We start from the raw sequence: 16,450 nt of genomic DNA on the forward strand, positions 1-16,450 counted from the left end.
CTTCAGAAAATCATTACTTAATAAATCTTCTTTCTTCATGACTGTATAAAAGTTTAAAATTAAACAAAAAAATATCGGGGGTTGCAACCCCCGATATTTTTATTTACACAGTTTATGAGATAGTGCTAATTTGGTAGATAAAAATAAAAAGGAGCTTTTTAAGCTCCTTTTTTTATGAATTTTTATACTAAATCGGCACTATAAAAACCGCCTTTATTTTCTTTTCGGTTTTTAGAGAATTGAGTGATTAAATAAGAAGTTGTTATTAAATTTCTAAGCTCACAAAGGTCAGAAGAAAGCTCAGAATGGTCATATAAACGTTTATTGTCTTCATACAAGCCTCTTAGTCTTCTTTCAGCACGTAACAATCGTTCGTTAGAACGAACAATACCTACATAATTACTCATAATAGTTTTTACTTCATTTTTATCGTGAGTAATCAATACTTTTTCCATATTTTTTTTTACTCCGCTATCATTCCAAACAGGAATATTTTTAGGCATTTCAATTTTATGGAAACGTTTGGTTAAATTATCGTAAGCTCTATGTGAAAAAACCAAACCTTCTAATAGTGAATTTGATGCTAATCTGTTAGCTCCATGTAAACCGGAACGAGTTACTTCTCCACTTGCATATAAATTTTTTATAGATGTTTTAGCTTTCTTATTTATATTTACGCCACCACAAATATAATGTTGAGCTGGTGATACCGGAATGAAATCTTTTCTTACATCAATACCCAAACTCATACATTTTTCAGTAATATTTGGAAAGTGTTTTTTAAAAGCGGTATAATCTATATGGGTACAATCTAAATAAACATGTGGCGCACCACTTTGTTTTAATTCACGGTCAATCGCTCTTGCAACTATATCACGCGAAGCCAATTCTTCCCGTTCATCATATTTGTGCATAAATCGGTTACCTTCATAATCTCTTAAAATAGCACCTTCACCTCTAACTGCTTCTGAAATTAAAAATGCAGGATATTCTCCCGGATTATACAATGCAGTAGGGTGAAATTGAATGAATTCAACATCAGAAACTTCAGCTTTAGCTCTGTATGCCATTGCTATTCCATCACCTGTGGCAACCACAGGATTTGTGGTAGTAACATATACTTGTCCATTACCTCCGGTAGCTAACATAGTTACTTTAGAAGCGAATGTTTTTACAATATTTTTTTTTGAATCTAAAACGTAAGCTCCAAAACAAGTGATCTTTTCTTTTCTTTTCGTTTCTTTCTTTTTTACTTGATGCTCGGTAATTAAATCAATTGCGTAATGGTAAGTTAAAAAATTAATATTTTCAGTATTTTCGATTTGCTCAATTAAAGCACGTTCAATTTCAGCTCCGGTAATATCTTTATGATGTAAAATTCTATCTTGAGAATGCCCACCTTCACGTCCTAAAGAATAGTCTCCATTTTTTGCTTTATCAAAATTAGTTCCCCATTCTATCAATTCATTTAACCTTTCAGGAGCATCCTTTACCACCATTCTAACAATTTCTTCATCGCAAATACCATCTCCTGCAATTAAAGTATCTTGTATGTGCTGTTCAAAAGAATCTACAGTTTCATCCCATACTGTAGCAATACCTCCTTGAGCATATTTGGTATTGCATTCGTCTTTTTCTGTTTTGGTTATAATTGTAACTAACGAATCTTTAAAATGTTTGGCAACTTTTAAGGCAAAAGACAACCCAGCTATTCCAGAGCCAATTACTAAAAAATCAGTTTTGTTTATTTTTTTTTCGGCATTCATTTAAATAGCTTTATTTTGATAGTTCAAGCATTCTTTCAATAGGAATCAATGCTTTTTTACTTAATTCGGCATCAACTTCAACAAAAGGTAATTCATATTTTAAACATAAATACAATTTTTTCATTGTATTCATTTTCATATAAAAACACTCGCTGCAATTACAATTATCGTCATCTACTGGAGCAGGAATTAAAATTTTATCAGGAGATTCCTGACGCATTTTATGTAAAATACCTACTTCGGTTGCAACAATAAATTTAGGAGCATCACTATTTTTTACATAGTTTAAAAGTCCGGATGTAGAACCGACGTATTTGGCAACCTTTAATAAATGATCTTGAGATTCCGGGTGCGCAATAATTTCAGCATCAGGATTTTCAGCATATAAATTTAGTATTTTTTCAATAGAAAAAGCTTCATGTACCATACAAGCACCGTCCCAAAGTAGCATATCTCTTCCTGTTTTTTTAATTAACCAACTTCCTAAATTTTTGTCAGGAGCAAATATTATTGGTTGATCTTTAGGTATTGAATTGATTATTTTTTCGGCATTAGATGATGTGCACACAATGTCGGTCAATGCTTTTATTTCTGCTGAAGTGTTTACGTAAGAAACTACCAAATGATTTGGATGTTGTTTTTTAAATGCTGCAAAATCTGCCGGCGGACAAGAATCTGCCAAAGAACAACCTGCTTTTAAATCGGGTAATAAAACCTTTTTTGTAGGGTTTAAAATTTTAGCGGTTTCCGCCATAAAATGTACTCCGGCAAAAACAATAATATCAGCATTTGTTTTGGCTGCTTTTTGAGCCAATGCTAAACTATCTCCAACAAAATCGGCAATATCTTGTATAGCATCTTCTTGGTAGTAATGGGCTAAAATAACAGCATTTTTTTCTTTTCTCAGTTTGTTTATTTCTTCAACATAATCTATTTTTTCAGATACTTCAATATCTAAAAATCCATTTTCTTGTATTTTTTCTTTAGCTTTTTCAATAGTTGTCATAAATAATATTTTTTACCGAATAGTATTCAATGAATATGCCAAACAATTAAAATAAAATTAATTATTTAGCAATATGCAATGTACAAAAATCTACTAATTTTAGATAAACTTTATCAGTAACATTAATTATTGTACTTTGTATCTCCAACCAAATTTATCTTCAGCTAAATTTCTTTGAATATCAGTGATTCTCTTTTTAATATGAGCCGCATAGCTGTTTTCAAGTTTTGGAAGTTCAAAACTTTCACCTTTATTAGAAAAACCTGAAATTGGACTAATTACAGCAGCAGTACCTGCTCCAAACATTTCCAATAATTCACCTTTGCGGGCAGCTTCAACAATTTCTGAAACACTAATTTTTCTAACTTCTACTTTAATGCCTTCATCTTCCATTAACTGAATAATGCTTTTACGTGTAACGCCATCTAAAATTCTATCGCTTGTAGGTGCAGTTAATAAAGTGTCATTTACTCTAAAAAACACGTTCATTGTACCTGCTTCTTCTAAAAATTCATGTTTAGAAGCATCAGTCCAAACTACTTGTTGGTAGCCGTCTTTACCTGCTAATCTTGTAGGGTAAAAAGAAGCGGCATAATTACCCGCAGCTTTTGCAAAACCAACACCTCCGTCTGCTGCTCTGCTAAATTTATCGGCAAAAACAACTCTAACTTCACCTGCATAATATGCTTGAACAGGAGAACAAATAATCATAAATTTATATTTATTTGAACTGGAAGCTGATACGCAATTTTCGGTTGCAATTATAAAAGGTCTAATATAAAGCGAATTGTTTGCTCCTTTCTGTACCCATTCTTTATCTAATTTTAAAAGCTCATTTAAACCTTCAAAAAAGTATTCTTTTGGAAAAGCAGGCATATCTAATCTTTCGGCAGATTTGTTGATACGCACCTGATTTTGGTCTGGTCTAAACAACCATACATCATTATTATCATCTTTATAAGCCTTCATTCCTTCAAAAACTGCTTGTCCGTAATGAAAAACCTTTGCCGATGGATCAAACGAAATAGGTTGATAAGGTCTAATTTTTGGTGTTTGCCATTCACCATTTTCAAAATCACATTCAAACATGTGATCTGTAAAAATTTGACCGAATTTCAAATTACTAAAATCAACATTTGAGATTTTTGATTTAGCTATTTTTTCTATATGTAAAGCCATAATAAGTCTATATTTTGTTTAAACAAAATTACTTATTTTTTTTAACTTTCGGTTTAATTTAATTTCAATGTTACTGCCTTATTTTTAATATCTTTGTTTAAAATTTAATTATTCTGACATTTACACTATTTACAATTAAATAATTAACACAATTACAGTTGGTTATTTTTGTTTTTCATAAAAATTTCAGAAGAGTATAAACCTTAAATCTTGAAGCGTAATATAATTGTAACGGGTGATGGTTCAACAACAATTCACATACCTGAGTGGGATGAGCAATATCATTCTAAACATGGTGCTGTACAAGAAGCCAAACATGTGTTTATTAAAAACGGATTATCACTTTTTTCAAATAAAGAAATTAATATTTTAGAAATAGGTTTTGGAACAGGATTAAACTGCTTTATTACATTTTTAGAAGCGCCTAAAATGCATTTAACAATTAATTATGTTGGGGTTGAAGCCTATCCTGTTGTTTTTGATGAAGTTGAAAAAATGAATTACTCAAAGACTTTGGAGGCAAAGGAGCAAGGTGATGTTTTTGCAGCAATGCATCGGCTAAGTTGGGAGGAACAGTATAAAATTTCTAATGATTTCAATTTAATAAAACGCAAACAATTTTTTAATGAAATTAATGATAAAAACGAGTTTAATCTCATTTATTTTGATGCTTTTGGAGCGCGTGTTCAACCGGAACTGTGGACAGAAGAAATTTTTAAAATAATGTTTAAAGCATTAAAAAGTGGAGGAGTTTTAGTAACTTACAGTGCAAAAGGAAGTGTAAGAAGAGCAATGCAAGCAGTGGGTTTTACAGTAGAAAAACTACAAGGACCACCTGGAAAAAGAGAAATGTTACGTGCAATTAAAAATTAAAAGTATGACAACACAAAGATTTAAAAAAAGAAAAAAGCCAAACTATAAACGAGCTATAATTTTGTTGATTTTGTTAATTGTTATTGCATACGTTTGGTTACATACTGAAGAAATTCTTAATCGCTTTTTAGAAAAATAACAGCTATTTTTTAAATGTTCTGCCTTTCCATTCAAAACGTTTAAAAAGAGATAATGAGGCTATAAAAACTACAAAAAAAGGATATAGTAAACTTATTAGAAAAAAGTAGTTTAATGTTTTTTTGGCTGTAATGAATTTGGAGGTTTTGTATATTAAAACAAAATCTACAATCATTTTTTGAAGTAGCAGCATTAAAAAAAGTTTCCAATTATTGGATTGTGATAAAGATAAAATTGCTGTAAGAACTATACTTGCATTTAGTAATAAAACCACAATACCTGTAAATTTTGAAAAAATATTACTGTAAGCTGTTGATTTTGAAGTCCAACGCAATTGTTGATGTAAAAAATGTTTCCAACTGTTTTCTGTTTTTGTTACTACGGTTGCTTCATTAGATTTTAAATACAATGTTTTGTTGGGGTAGCTTTCATTCATTTTTTCCAATAAAAAAACATCATCGCCACTTGCAATATTGTTATTTCCTTCAAAAGCATTTAAACATATAAAAATATCTTTTTTATAACACAAATTTGCTCCATTGCACATAAAAGGTTTTTTAAGTCCAAAACCACCAATAGTTGATCCAATTAAGCTTATAAAATTTAGGTTTTGAAAGTGAAATAAGAAGGTATTTTCAGTTTTAAACTTTACAGGAGCACTTATAAAAAAAGGCTTTTTTTCTTCAATAAATTGATTAAAAAGAAGTAACCAGTTTTGAGGCACTTCACAATCGGCATCCGTTGTAACAAGCCACTCAAATTTAGAATGTTTTACTGCGGTTACAATGGCATCTTTTTTGGGTGAATGTGTTTTGCGTTCATTTTCAATTAATTGAATGTTTACTGTTTTGTTCAAGATTTTAAACTCGTTGATAATCGTTTTAAAGTCATCGGAAGAATCATCATTAATTAGTAAGATTTCAAAGAAATTTTTGGGATACTGTAGGTTTGATATAGAATTTAATAAAACAGGTAAATTTTTGGCTTCATTTCTAAAAGGAATAACAATTGAAAATGAGTTTTTTGGACTAATTTTTTTATTTTTTGTAATTTCAACTTTATCAAAACCAATTATAAGGCTTGAAATTAAAAGGAAGTAAACAACAGCAATACAAATTATAAAATACATCATTCGCTGTCAGAAAATTTAAAATTTAATACAAAAAGAATTCCTAAAAGTGCCGGAACGGCAAAATTAAGCAACCACATAATAGTAGTTATAGTTACAATTGTAAGTTCATTTATGTTTGCAAAACTAAAAACCCACAGTGCAACAGAACCTTTAATTGCCCAATCAAAAATACTTAAACTTGGTATTGCAGAAGCTATAAAATACATGCTAAAAATTAATGGCATAGCAACAGTGTATTCAATATCAACATTAAAAAGCAGTAATAAAAAATAAAACTGATGACTAAAAACTATATAGCGTAAAATGGAATACACCAAAGTTAACAAATAGGTTTTAGAAGGTATTTTTTTACAGTAATTAGCTAATTTTACAATCCATTTCTTTAACAAAAAGTACATAAAAACCAGTAGTAATATAGTAATTACATAACTTTCTTTATAATCAAAAATGGGAGTATTAAAATTTGAAATTAAAAAAGTAAGTCCGCCAATTCCAAACACAGTTGTTGTTAATAACTGACTTATATTTCCCACAAAAGTTAAAGCCAGTATTTTTTTTCGTTTTTCTTTTTTAAAATACAAGGCTTTGGCACCGTATTCTCCAATTCTGTTAGGTGTAATAATTGCGGTAGTTAACGATGCTAAACTTTGTTCGTATGCATCAAAAAAAGTAATTTTTTTTTCGGTTGAAGCTAGTGCTTTCCACTTAAAAATTTCTAAAAACCAATTGGCATCAGTAAATAAAAGTAAGAGTAGTATCAACCAAATATTATTAGAAAAAAGTGCAGAAAGTTGCTCTTTAAATTGTGATAAGGATAAAAGTTTGTTAGAATGTAACTTGTTGTAAATAAAATAAATAGCGGTTAAAACTATGGCAAGTTTTACAGCCCACGTAATCCAATGTTTATATTTGTAAAAGATATTATTGTACATTTGATGTTTAACAATACAAATTAACGAATAATTGCATTCAGAAAAAATAATATTAGGGATTGATCCCGGAACAACCATAATGGGTTTTGGGTTGATAAAAGTGGTGAATAAAAAAATGGAACTGATTCAGATAAATGAATTATTCCTAAAAAAATACGATGACCATTATGTAAAGTTGAAACTTATTTTTGAACATACTATTAACCTTATAGAAACGTATCATCCTGATGAAATTGCAATTGAGGCACCTTTTTACGGTAAAAATGTACAATCCATGTTAAAATTAGGAAGAGCGCAAGGTGTGGCAATGGCTGCAGGTTTGTCTCGTGAAATTCCTATTACAGAGTATTCTCCCAAAAAAATAAAAATGGCAATTACCGGAAACGGAAATGCCAGTAAAGAGCAAGTTGCTAAAATGTTGCAAAGCTTATTGAAACTAAAAGAATTACCAAAAAATTTGGATGCAACAGACGGTTTAGCTGCTGCAGTTTGTCATTTTTACAACAGCGGTAAGATAACTTCAGGAAAAAGTTATACAGGTTGGACAGCCTTTGTAAAACAAAACGGTAACAGAGTAAAAGAGTAACTAAACAACTACATCACATTCGTAGGTGTCATATTTTTTTTCAATTACTAATTTTCGGTGTTCATGAAAAAGTTGATGCTCTTTAGAAGATTCCATTTTATCTTTATCAGCTTTAGAGTTCCAATATTCTACCAAAAAGAAGCGATTTTCCTCATTTCTATCTTTAAAAATATGAAAATGATCTAACCCTGCAGGTTTAGCTTCGGTTAACTCTTCAAACTTTTGCAGTTCAACAAAAGAAATTCCTTCTCCGTCTTTTACTTTAAATGAAACTATATAAGTGTACATATTATTAACTGTTTTTCTCAAATTTACAATACAGTTTTTATTAAAAAGGTAACAAAAATCACTTTTTATAGTTTTTTTGAAAAGCGTACATTTAACAATTATTAATTTAAGAGTTTGGCAGGAATTTATATACACATACCATTTTGTAAACAAGCATGTTATTATTGCGACTTTCATTTTTCAACTTCATTAAAAAGAAAAGATGAAATGATACAAGCAATTAGTAATGAATTAGTAATGCGAAAACATGAAGTTTTAAACCAAAAAATTGAAACCATTTATTTTGGAGGGGGAACGCCTTCACTTTTAACAATAAGTGAGCTAAAAGTAATTTTTGAAGTGATTTACACGAATTTTGATGTAGTTGAAAATGCCGAAATTACTTTAGAAGCCAATCCGGATGATTTATCTGCTGAAAAAATAAAAGAGCTGGCAAAATCCCCGATAAATAGGTTAAGTATTGGAATTCAATCTTTTTTTGAGGACGATTTACAGTTTATGAATAGAGCACATACAGCCGAAGAATCCAAAAAATGTTTAACAGAAGCTTTAAAATACTTTGATAATATTACAATCGATTTAATTTACGGAGTGCCCAATATGAGTAACAAAAAATGGTTGAAAAATTTGCAAACAGCATTTGATTTTGGAATACCTCATATTTCAAGCTACGCTTTAACGGTTGAAGAAAAAACAGCTTTGTATAGTTTTATTAAAAAAGGAAAAATACTGCCTGTTGATGAAAATTTAGCATTGCAACATTTTAATATATTGGTTGATGAAACCGAAAAGCAGAGATTTGTTCAATATGAAATTTCAAACTTTGGAAAACCCGGTTATTTTTCACAACACAATACTTCGTATTGGAAAGGAGAAGCATATATAGGAATTGGCCCTTCGGCACATTCATTTAATGGAACAGAAAGGTCATGGAATGTTTCAAACAATACAAAATATATGAAAGCTTTGCTCGAAAATACACTTCCGTCAAAAACTGAAGAGCTTACTGTAAATAATCGATTTAACGAGTATGTTATGACAGGCTTACGCACTATTTGGGGAGTTTCAATCCAAAAAATTGAAAAAGAATTTGGAATACCGTATGTAGAGCAATTAAAAGTAAATGCTCGGCAGTACATAAATAAAGGTTTGTTAGAAGTTAAAAATAATGTTTTAACAACTACTAAAAAAGGGAAGTTTTTAGCAGACGGTATAGCAAGCGATTTGTTTATCATATAAAAAACAATCAGTATATTTGAGTAAGCACAAAATACTATGGAATTATTTACCGGAATTTTATTGGGAACTTTATTAACCTATTGGGGAATATCGTATTATAATCGTAAAAAAGGAGTACATCAAATTGAAAAACAATCAGTTGTATTGCTCGAAAAAATAAAAAGCGTTTGCAAACTTATAACTGTTGAAGGAGATTTTGCCGAAATTTATCATTACGAAGACACTAAAAACCGTTTTTTAAATATCATAACCAGTAAAAAACAAGCTATTTTACTTATAAATGCCAAAGCACATATTGGATTTGATTTGTCGCAAATAACGTTAGAAGCAAATAATGAAAGAAGAGAAATAAAGCTAACTCATTTTCCTGAACCTGAAGTGCTTACTATAGAAACCGAAGTTAAATACTACGATAAAAAAGATGGTTTTTTCAACAAATTTGCAGCTGTAGACTTAACAGGATTAAATCAGGGAGCAAAACAATTTATAGTTGATAAAATTCCCGAAAGCGGATTGTTAGATACCGCCAAAAAAGAAGCACTCGACACCATTTTAATGATGGAGGAAATGATCGAAGCATCAGGATGGAAACTTAATTATTCTCAATTAGTTATTGACCAAAATGAACCCCAAAAGTTGGAATAAGTATGAATATTGAAGAATTTAGAGATTATTGTCTTGCTAAAAAACATGTATCAGAATGCTTTCCTTTTGACGAGCAAACACTTGTTTTTAAAGTGGCAGACAAAATGTTTGCCTATTCCGGTTTAGAACATCATCCTGCTAAGGTAAACCTAAAATGCGATCCGGACTGGGCAATTGAGCTGCGCGAAGAATATGAAGAGATTGTTCCCGGCTACCATTCCAGCAAAATACATTGGAACACTGTTATCATTGAAGGCACTTTACAAAACTCGTTTATTAAGCAGCTAATTGACCATTCATACGCTATGGTTATCAAAGGAATGTCAAAAAAGAAACAAAAAGAGTTGGGTTTTTTGTAAATTTATTAGGGTGTTACCGCTAAAGCGGTCACGCTTTCCGTTCTATCTTTTTACTTTGTAAAAAGGATGCCACTACAATCGTTAACACAAAAAAATAACAACAATGATCACAGGAAAAAACTATATAGGAAACCTACTGTCATCACTAGGAAAAGTCACTTTTAAAACTTTCAATCCTGAAACCAATACCGAAAACGAATACATTTTTACCGAAGCTTCAGAAATAGAAATTAATAAAGCAGTAGAATTGGCAACGGAAGCATTTAAAGAATACAGCAAAATATCAGGATTAAAAAAAAGCGAATTTTTAAACCAAATTGCAACTGAAATTGAAGTTTTAGGTGATGAATTGTTAAAAGTATATTGCGAAGAATCCGGTTTAACAAAACAAAGAGCAGAGTCAGAAAGAGGCAGAACCGTATTTCAACTACGTTCTTTTGCGCAATTAGTAAAAGAAGGTTCTTGGGTAGAAGCAACTATTGAAACAGCAATACCCAACAGAAAACCAACTCCTAAACCCGATTTACGAAAAATGTTAATTCCGTTAGGACCGGTAGTTGTGTTTGGTGCAAGTAATTTTCCTTTCGCATATTCAACTGCAGGAGGCGATACCGCTTCAGCTTTAGCAGCAGGTTGTCCTGTTATTGTAAAATCACACCCAATGCATGCCGGCACAGGAGAAATGGTAGCTTCAGCCATTATAAAAGCCGCCGAAAAAACAGCTGTGCCAAATGGTGTGTTTTCTAATTTAAACAGTAGCGGAATTGATGTGGGTGTAAATTTGGTAAAACATCCTCAAGTTAAAGCGGTTGGGTTTACCGGTAGTATGCAAGGCGGAAGAGCTTTATTCGATTTGGCAGCTAAGCGTAAAGAGCCAATTCCCGTTTTTGCTGAAATGGGAAGCGTAAATCCGGTAGTTCTATTGCCAAATGCCGTAAAAAACAATTTTAAAAAATGGGCTAAAGCTTATGCAAAATCAATTACGTTAGGTTCAGGGCAGTTTTGTACAAATCCCGGATTGCTTTTTGGAATTAAAGGAGTTGATTTAACCAATTTTATTCAAAAATTAGCTAGTGAAATTGTAAAAATTCAGCCAACTTGTATGTTACATCCAACTATAATTGGAGCTTACGAAAAAAATAAAAGCACCATGCAAAATCAACAGGGTTTGCAAACGGTAGTAGATTTAAAAAATGAGACTCCAACAAATTATGGAAGACAAATTATTACTACTGTAGAAGGCGAAACCTTTTTAAAGAATTCAACACTACATCAAGAGGTTTTCGGACCTTTTTCTATGGTTGTTCAATGTGAAGATAAAGAACAACTAGAGCAGATTATTACAAATTTAGAAGGTCAACTAACAGGAACACTAATTTCAGACGGAGATGAAATAAAAGCGTATGAAACTATTGTTAATGCTTTGCAAAATAGAGTAGGACGACTTATTTTTAACGGTGTTTCAACTGGCGTAGAGGTTTGTGGTGCAATGGTGCATGGTGGTCCGTATCCAGCTTCAACGGATAGCAGATTTACTGCAGTTGGTGTACATTCAATTAAACGTTGGGTACGCCCAATTTCATTTCAAAATTGGCCTGATAATCAATTACCCGATGAGTTGAAAAATGAAAATCCTCTAAAAATAAATAGAAATATAAATGGTGAACAAACTATAAAACCAATTTAATGTAATTATTGACTAAAAAGTTTGACTTGCTTTTTTTTGTTATTTTTGAAGTATGACATTTATAGATATTTTAATAAAACTTAGAAGAATTGTACGCTCTGTTAATTTAGAAAGTAAACGTGTTGAAAAAGAACAAGGTATAAGCATTCCGCAGTTGTTATGTTTACAATTTTTATCTGAACAAGAAGAGTACAGAGCAAAAGCATCTAAACTTAAAGAGTTCTTAAACTTAAATGCAAGTACAATTACAGGCATTATTAATAGATTAGAAAAAAAAGGACTTATTGCTAAACTGCCAAAAGCAAACGATAAAAGAGTTACCCTTATTTCATTAACTGCAAAAGGAATGGAACTTATTCAAACAGCTCCAATTACATTTCAACAAAAGTTAAGCGAAAAATTACAGGCACTTCCACCCAAAAAATTAAAAACTATAGTAGAAGGTATAGATCTTTTAACCGAGCTTATGGAAGTTGAAGAGATTGAAGCTTCACCTATAGTAACTTCAGAAGAGTTCCCCTCAGAGTAAATTGTATTTTTAAGAGTTTAATAAATTTCTGCAGAAATAGTTATTATTTAATTAAAAACAATAGTATTTTATAGCTTTTTTATGCAAAAAAGCTATAAAATAATGTTAAATTTTATTTTTTGTTGTTTTTTTAAAATTGTTTCTATAGAAACAATTTGTATCTTTGCATACAACTATAATATTAAAATAATATATGCTTATAATTAAAGTACAGGATAATGAAAAAATTGATAGAGCTTTAAAGAGATATCGTAATAAAACACGAAAAACAAAACTGATAAATAATCTTAGAGAAAATAAACACTACACTAAAAAATCTATAAAAAGAAGAAAACAGGTAGAAAAAGCTAAATACAAGCAATATTTAAGTGATAAAGAAAACATATAATACTATGGATGTTTTTACTATTTATAATGAGGATTTAAAGCCTACAAAAAACGAAAAAGAAGAAATAGTAGCATTTTTATATGAACATTTAGATGAATATGGCGACAAAAAAAAGGATATTCAAAAATGTTTGGAATTTGCTGTTAAAGAATCTGAAAAAGCGTTAGGAGGTTTTGTATTAACACTTTTTGAAGGCGACAAACTAATTGGAGCTACTATTGTAAACAAAACAGGGATGTCAGGTTATATTCCTGAAAATATACTTGTTTATATTGCAGTACATAATAGTACTAGAGGAAAAGGTGTTGGAAAAAAAATTATGCAAAAAGCTATTGAAATTGCTGAAGGTGACATAGCGCTGCATGTTGAACCCAATAATCCTGCCAAACATTTGTACGAGAAACTAGGTTTTGAAAATAAATATTTGGAAATGAGATATATAAAAGCGTAGTACATCTTATGGCCTATATAACACTAAATAAAGATTTATTAGCAAAGAACTATTCTTACTTACAGGAATTATTTGATAAACACAATAAGGATTGGGCTCCTGTTTTGAAAATGCTATGTGGTAATAAGAAATATTTAGAATATGTATTATCATTAGGAAATGAACAGGTATGTGACTCAAGATTAACGAATTTAAAAATTATTAAATCTATAAAACCTACTGTAGAAACCATTTATATTAAACCACCGGCAAAAAAAAGTATTACAAGTGTTGTAAAATATGCTGATGTAAGTTTTAATACAGAATTTACTACCATAAAATGGTTATCAGAAGAAGCAGTTAAGCAAAATAAAATTCATCGTATAATAATTATGATTGAATTAGGAGATTTGCGTGAAGGTATTTTAGGCGAAGATTTAATTGAGTTTTATAAGAAGGTTTTTGAACTTCCAAATATAAAGGTAGCAGGTATAGGGGCAAACCTTAATTGTTTAAGCGGTATAATGCCAAGTAGAGATAAGCTAATTCAACTTAGTTTGTACGAACAGTTGATAGAAGCAATATTAGGTGAAAAAATCGAAGGTGTTTCCGGTGGTTCTTCAGTAATGATTCCCTTATTGTTAAAAAAACAAATACCAAAAGGCATAAATCACTTTAGAATTGGTGAAACTTTGTTTTTTGGAAAGGATTTATTTACAAATAAAATAATTCCAAAAATGAAGGACGATGTTTTTTTATTGCATGCTGAAATTATTGAAATAACTGAAAAGCCCATTGTTCCTTTTGGAGAATTGGAAGAAAATCCATCAGGAGAAATGTTAGAAATAAATCCGGAAGATTATGGAGTAATACATAGCAGAGGTATTTTAGATATTGGGTTGTTAGATATCTCTAAACCTGACTTTTTAATCCCTGTCGATAAAAAAATTTCTATAGTTGGAGCAAGTTCAGATATGCTTGTGGTTGATTTAAACCAAACCAGAAAAAAATATAAGGTTGGTGATATAGTTTCTTTTAAAATGAAATATATGGGTGCATTACAAATTATGAACTCAAAATATATTGAAAAAAAATTGATTTAATTATAAAAAAAAAAGCAGCTCTAGAGCTGCTTTTAACTAACTTATTTTTTAATAGTACAACCAATTGCCTTTGTAAAATTGACTTTTGGTTTTTCTCCTACTAACAAAGCATTTACAGCATCTTCTACATATTTTGCAGTTACAGCACTTTCATTTTGAGAATTGTTATCAATTGCTCCAATATAAGCTACTTTTAAAGCACCTTTTTCTTTATTCAATAAAAATACATGTGGTGTTCTTGTAGCTCCATATTGCGGATAAATTTTTTGTCCTTCATCAAACAAATAAGGAAACGTAAATCCTTTTTCTTTGGCACGAACTTTCATAGATTCAAAATCGTCGCCTTTAGAAACTTCAGGATTATTTGGGTTAATTGCTATTACAGGATATCCATGTTCTTTAAACTTTTTATCCAAAGCTATAATTCGATCTTCATAAGCTACTGAAAATGGGCAATGATTACAGGTAAATATCACTATAAAACCTTTAGCATCTTTAAAATCTGCCATCGAAACCATTTTATCATTAATATTTTTTAATTTAAAATCGGTTGCAGTATCGCCAATTTTATAACCTTCGGATGAATTTTTTACTGCAAAAGCTGTAATTACAGCAAATACAGTAAGTATCAGTAAAATATTTAATTTTTTCATAAGTAAGTGGTTTAAAATTTTTTTAGTTCGTTTTGTAGTAACTCATACGTAAATGATTGTTCATAAAATTCACGTTTATGTTTGTTATAAATTAATGTGGCAGGAATAGCTCCAGACCATTTTTTACTAATTTTAGGGATCCATGTATTTTGATCAGGGTCAACCATTATCACAACTTCAGATTGAATGTTGTTCTCTTGAATAAATGGTATAACACGTTTTTCAATTTGATTTTGAAAATCTAAACTCACCAAAATTACTTCAACATTTTGATTTTTATAAGTTGCGTTAAGTTTTTCAAATGCCGGTAGTTCTTCAACACAAGGCTTACACCAAGTTGCCCAAAAATTTATCACATACGTTTTGTCATCTTCTTTATGTAAAAGAGGTTCTAAAGTTTCGTATGTGTAGGAAGGAATAGTAATAACTTTTTCCGGCAATTTTTTTTCATCTGAAATATTTTCAGATTGTTTAGGTTCTGTTTTACACGAAACAAAAGCAGCAATACACACTATTAAAAGCAATCTCTCCATAATTGGACTAAATATAACAACACTTTTAAATCAAAAAAAACTATTAACTAAACCTTAACAGATTTAAAATGTTTTATTATTGTTAATTTTGAACTTCATTTAAAAATAATTTATGAGATTTTTCAAACCCTTAGTACTTTTTATTGTTTTTAGTTTTTTAGTTGTTGGATGTAGAGTTGTAAAATTAGAACCTGTTGAATTGTTAACCTTTGAAGAGAAATTGCAAACACTTTTTCCGGAAGCTGAAATTACCAAGGTTGAAACTGCCGATCACTTTTCTAAAGCGTATAAAATGATTATTGAACAACCGTTAGACCATGAAAATACAGCGAAAGGAACAATAAAACAAACAGTTTTTTTACAATACAGCAGTTTAAATAAACCTGTAAATTTTGTAGTTGAAAATGACAGTATTTACTTTAAAACTTACGAATTAAGTACTATTTTAAAAGGAAATCAAATTCAGGCAATTAGCAGAATTACAAATTTAAACAACACTACAGCTGGGGTAAAACCTTTTTTAACTACTAAACAAGCAGTTGAAGATTACCACTATATTGCTAGAAAACTTAAAACGCTGTACTCCGGAAAATGGATAACTTCAGGTAAAGGAAATGCTGCAACATCGGTTTTGGTGTATCGAGCCATTTATCCGTATGATGCTGATATGGTTTTGGTATACAATGCTTCGTTAAAAAACAATACAGCAGATACATTAACTGAAGAAGAATTACAGAAAACAGTTGATTTTATTGAAAATAAAGGGCATAAAATATTATATGTTTATGGTGAAAATAGTGTGTCTTTGGAAGATAGCCCTGTTTTGAAATCGCATGTAAATGCTTTAAAAATGGTGCTGAATAATGTAGAAAATGAAGCAGGTATTAAAAATTTCTCAGAAGAAGATAAACAACATATGTATGATAAACTTCAAAATTGGTTAGGGTATAGTGTTACCATTTATCCTTTAGAAAATTAACAAGG

General features: G+C 30.3%; 19 protein-coding genes. 11 read left to right on the forward strand and 8 right to left on the reverse strand.

From position 1 onward, the window contains the following. Nucleotides 1–182: 182 nt before the first annotated feature. The 3 genes from nadB to HGB55_RS13380 form a co-directional block, all read right to left on the reverse strand. The gene (gene nadB, locus HGB55_RS13370) at nucleotides 183–1,766 is read right to left on the reverse strand and encodes an L-aspartate oxidase (protein WP_211047398.1); all 1,584 of its coding nucleotides are present in this window, start codon (nucleotides 1,764–1,766) and stop codon (nucleotides 183–185) included. Between the two features lie 10 nt (nucleotides 1,767–1,776). Further along, complete coding sequence (nadA, locus tag HGB55_RS13375) at nucleotides 1,777–2,772, reverse strand: quinolinate synthase NadA (RefSeq protein WP_168817394.1); 996 nt, start codon at nucleotides 2,770–2,772, stop codon at nucleotides 1,777–1,779. A 126-nt stretch (nucleotides 2,773–2,898) separates the two neighbouring features. Then, entirely contained in the window at nucleotides 2,899–3,951 is a 1,053-nt protein-coding gene (locus HGB55_RS13380) for a branched-chain amino acid aminotransferase (protein WP_168817395.1), read from the reverse strand. A 210-nt stretch (nucleotides 3,952–4,161) separates the two neighbouring features. On the opposite strand from HGB55_RS13380, the gene mnmD reads away from it, so the two are divergent. Then, nucleotides 4,162–4,824 carry a tRNA (5-methylaminomethyl-2-thiouridine)(34)-methyltransferase MnmD gene (gene mnmD / locus HGB55_RS13385; protein WP_168817396.1) on the forward strand — a complete coding sequence of 221 codons (663 nt, stop codon included), beginning with the start codon at nucleotides 4,162–4,164 and terminating at the stop codon, nucleotides 4,822–4,824. Between the two features lie 142 nt (nucleotides 4,825–4,966). Here mnmD and HGB55_RS13390 read toward each other — a convergent pair whose 3' ends face one another. Together HGB55_RS13390 and HGB55_RS13395 are read right to left on the reverse strand one after the other, a co-directional pair. Next, nucleotides 4,967–6,094, reverse strand: a complete 1,128-nt coding sequence (locus HGB55_RS13390) for a glycosyltransferase (protein WP_168817397.1) — start codon at nucleotides 6,092–6,094, stop codon at nucleotides 4,967–4,969. Next, nucleotides 6,091–7,026, reverse strand: a complete 936-nt coding sequence (locus HGB55_RS13395) for a lysylphosphatidylglycerol synthase domain-containing protein (protein WP_211047399.1) — start codon at nucleotides 7,024–7,026, stop codon at nucleotides 6,091–6,093. The genes HGB55_RS13390 and HGB55_RS13395 overlap by 4 nt, the downstream gene beginning before the upstream one ends. Nucleotides 7,027–7,057: 31 nt before the next feature. On the opposite strand from HGB55_RS13395, the gene ruvC reads away from it, so the two are divergent. Continuing rightward, nucleotides 7,058–7,612, forward strand: coding sequence for a crossover junction endodeoxyribonuclease RuvC (ruvC, locus tag HGB55_RS13400; RefSeq protein ID WP_168817398.1), 555 nt, complete (start codon nucleotides 7,058–7,060; stop codon nucleotides 7,610–7,612). On the opposite strand, the gene HGB55_RS13405 is transcribed toward ruvC, so the two are convergent. Further along, a complete protein-coding gene (locus tag HGB55_RS13405; RefSeq protein ID WP_168817399.1) occupies nucleotides 7,613–7,921 on the reverse strand; it encodes an antibiotic biosynthesis monooxygenase in 309 nt (102 codons plus the stop codon). Between the two features lie 93 nt (nucleotides 7,922–8,014). Here HGB55_RS13405 and hemW point away from each other — a divergent pair, with 93 nt between their 5' ends. From hemW to HGB55_RS13445, 8 genes are all read left to right on the forward strand, one after another. Then, nucleotides 8,015–9,139 (forward strand): radical SAM family heme chaperone HemW, encoded by a 1,125-nt coding sequence (gene hemW, locus HGB55_RS13410; RefSeq protein ID WP_168817400.1) that lies wholly within the window; start codon nucleotides 8,015–8,017, stop codon nucleotides 9,137–9,139. Nucleotides 9,140–9,175: 36 nt separating this feature from the next. Further along, nucleotides 9,176–9,784: a DUF4230 domain-containing protein gene (locus tag HGB55_RS13415; RefSeq protein WP_168817401.1), complete on the forward strand. Its 609-nt coding sequence runs from the start codon at nucleotides 9,176–9,178 to the stop codon at nucleotides 9,782–9,784. Nucleotides 9,785–9,786: 2 nt separating this feature from the next. Beyond that, nucleotides 9,787–10,143 carry an MmcQ/YjbR family DNA-binding protein gene (locus HGB55_RS13420; RefSeq protein ID WP_168817402.1) on the forward strand — a complete coding sequence of 119 codons (357 nt, stop codon included), beginning with the start codon at nucleotides 9,787–9,789 and terminating at the stop codon, nucleotides 10,141–10,143. Nucleotides 10,144–10,246: 103 nt separating this feature from the next. After that, entirely contained in the window at nucleotides 10,247–11,830 is a 1,584-nt protein-coding gene (locus tag HGB55_RS13425; RefSeq protein ID WP_168817403.1) for an aldehyde dehydrogenase (NADP(+)), read from the forward strand. A 52-nt stretch (nucleotides 11,831–11,882) separates the two neighbouring features. Next, the gene (locus tag HGB55_RS13430; protein WP_168817404.1) at nucleotides 11,883–12,359 is read left to right on the forward strand and encodes a MarR family winged helix-turn-helix transcriptional regulator; all 477 of its coding nucleotides are present in this window, start codon (nucleotides 11,883–11,885) and stop codon (nucleotides 12,357–12,359) included. A 193-nt stretch (nucleotides 12,360–12,552) separates the two neighbouring features. Then, nucleotides 12,553–12,747: a 30S ribosomal protein S21 gene (rpsU, locus tag HGB55_RS13435; RefSeq protein ID WP_168817405.1), complete on the forward strand. Its 195-nt coding sequence runs from the start codon at nucleotides 12,553–12,555 to the stop codon at nucleotides 12,745–12,747. Then, nucleotides 12,728–13,198 carry a GNAT family N-acetyltransferase gene (locus HGB55_RS13440; RefSeq protein WP_371807825.1) on the forward strand — a complete coding sequence of 157 codons (471 nt, stop codon included), beginning with the start codon at nucleotides 12,728–12,730 and terminating at the stop codon, nucleotides 13,196–13,198. Before rpsU ends, HGB55_RS13440 begins: the two co-directional genes overlap by 20 nt. An 8-nt stretch (nucleotides 13,199–13,206) precedes the next feature. Continuing rightward, the gene (locus tag HGB55_RS13445; RefSeq protein WP_168817406.1) at nucleotides 13,207–14,280 is read left to right on the forward strand and encodes an alanine racemase; all 1,074 of its coding nucleotides are present in this window, start codon (nucleotides 13,207–13,209) and stop codon (nucleotides 14,278–14,280) included. A 41-nt stretch (nucleotides 14,281–14,321) separates the two neighbouring features. Here HGB55_RS13445 and HGB55_RS13450 read toward each other — a convergent pair whose 3' ends face one another. Together HGB55_RS13450 and HGB55_RS13455 are read right to left on the reverse strand one after the other, a co-directional pair. Next, entirely contained in the window at nucleotides 14,322–14,933 is a 612-nt protein-coding gene (locus HGB55_RS13450; RefSeq protein WP_168817407.1) for a thioredoxin family protein, read from the reverse strand. Nucleotides 14,934–14,944: 11 nt separating this feature from the next. Continuing rightward, nucleotides 14,945–15,466 (reverse strand): TlpA family protein disulfide reductase, encoded by a 522-nt coding sequence (locus tag HGB55_RS13455; RefSeq protein WP_168817408.1) that lies wholly within the window; start codon nucleotides 15,464–15,466, stop codon nucleotides 14,945–14,947. Nucleotides 15,467–15,578: 112 nt separating this feature from the next. On the opposite strand from HGB55_RS13455, the gene HGB55_RS13460 reads away from it, so the two are divergent. Then, nucleotides 15,579–16,445, forward strand: a complete 867-nt coding sequence (locus HGB55_RS13460) for a hypothetical protein (RefSeq protein ID WP_168817409.1) — start codon at nucleotides 15,579–15,581, stop codon at nucleotides 16,443–16,445. The last annotated feature ends 5 nt before the right edge of the window (nucleotides 16,446–16,450 follow it).

Source organism: Lutibacter sp. B1, assembly GCF_012524075.1.
GTDB lineage: Bacteria > Bacteroidota > Bacteroidia > Flavobacteriales > Flavobacteriaceae > Lutibacter.

What these genes read in the sequence shown, in the direction of transcription:
- HGB55_RS13420 (WP_168817402.1), top strand. Translation starts at nt 9,787, where the DNA reads ATGAATATTGAAGAATTTAGAGATTATTGTCTTGCTAAAAAACATGTA.
- HGB55_RS13455 (WP_168817408.1), bottom strand. Translation starts at nt 15,466, where the DNA reads ATGGAGAGATTGCTTTTAATAGTGTGTATTGCTGCTTTTGTTTCGTGT.
- nadB (WP_211047398.1), bottom strand. Translation starts at nt 1,766, where the DNA reads ATGAATGCCGAAAAAAAAATAAACAAAACTGATTTTTTAGTAATTGGC.
- HGB55_RS13395 (WP_211047399.1), bottom strand. Translation starts at nt 7,026, where the DNA reads ATGTACAATAATATCTTTTACAAATATAAACATTGGATTACGTGGGCT.
- HGB55_RS13415 (WP_168817401.1), top strand. Translation starts at nt 9,176, where the DNA reads ATGGAATTATTTACCGGAATTTTATTGGGAACTTTATTAACCTATTGG.
- HGB55_RS13380 (WP_168817395.1), bottom strand. Translation starts at nt 3,951, where the DNA reads ATGGCTTTACATATAGAAAAAATAGCTAAATCAAAAATCTCAAATGTT.
- HGB55_RS13390 (WP_168817397.1), bottom strand. Translation starts at nt 6,094, where the DNA reads ATGATGTATTTTATAATTTGTATTGCTGTTGTTTACTTCCTTTTAATT.
- HGB55_RS13445 (WP_168817406.1), top strand. Translation starts at nt 13,207, where the DNA reads ATGGCCTATATAACACTAAATAAAGATTTATTAGCAAAGAACTATTCT.
- HGB55_RS13460 (WP_168817409.1), top strand. Translation starts at nt 15,579, where the DNA reads ATGAGATTTTTCAAACCCTTAGTACTTTTTATTGTTTTTAGTTTTTTA.
- HGB55_RS13450 (WP_168817407.1), bottom strand. Translation starts at nt 14,933, where the DNA reads ATGAAAAAATTAAATATTTTACTGATACTTACTGTATTTGCTGTAATT.
- HGB55_RS13425 (WP_168817403.1), top strand. Translation starts at nt 10,247, where the DNA reads ATGATCACAGGAAAAAACTATATAGGAAACCTACTGTCATCACTAGGA.
- rpsU (WP_168817405.1), top strand. Translation starts at nt 12,553, where the DNA reads ATGCTTATAATTAAAGTACAGGATAATGAAAAAATTGATAGAGCTTTA.
- nadA (WP_168817394.1), bottom strand. Translation starts at nt 2,772, where the DNA reads ATGACAACTATTGAAAAAGCTAAAGAAAAAATACAAGAAAATGGATTT.
- HGB55_RS13430 (WP_168817404.1), top strand. Translation starts at nt 11,883, where the DNA reads ATGACATTTATAGATATTTTAATAAAACTTAGAAGAATTGTACGCTCT.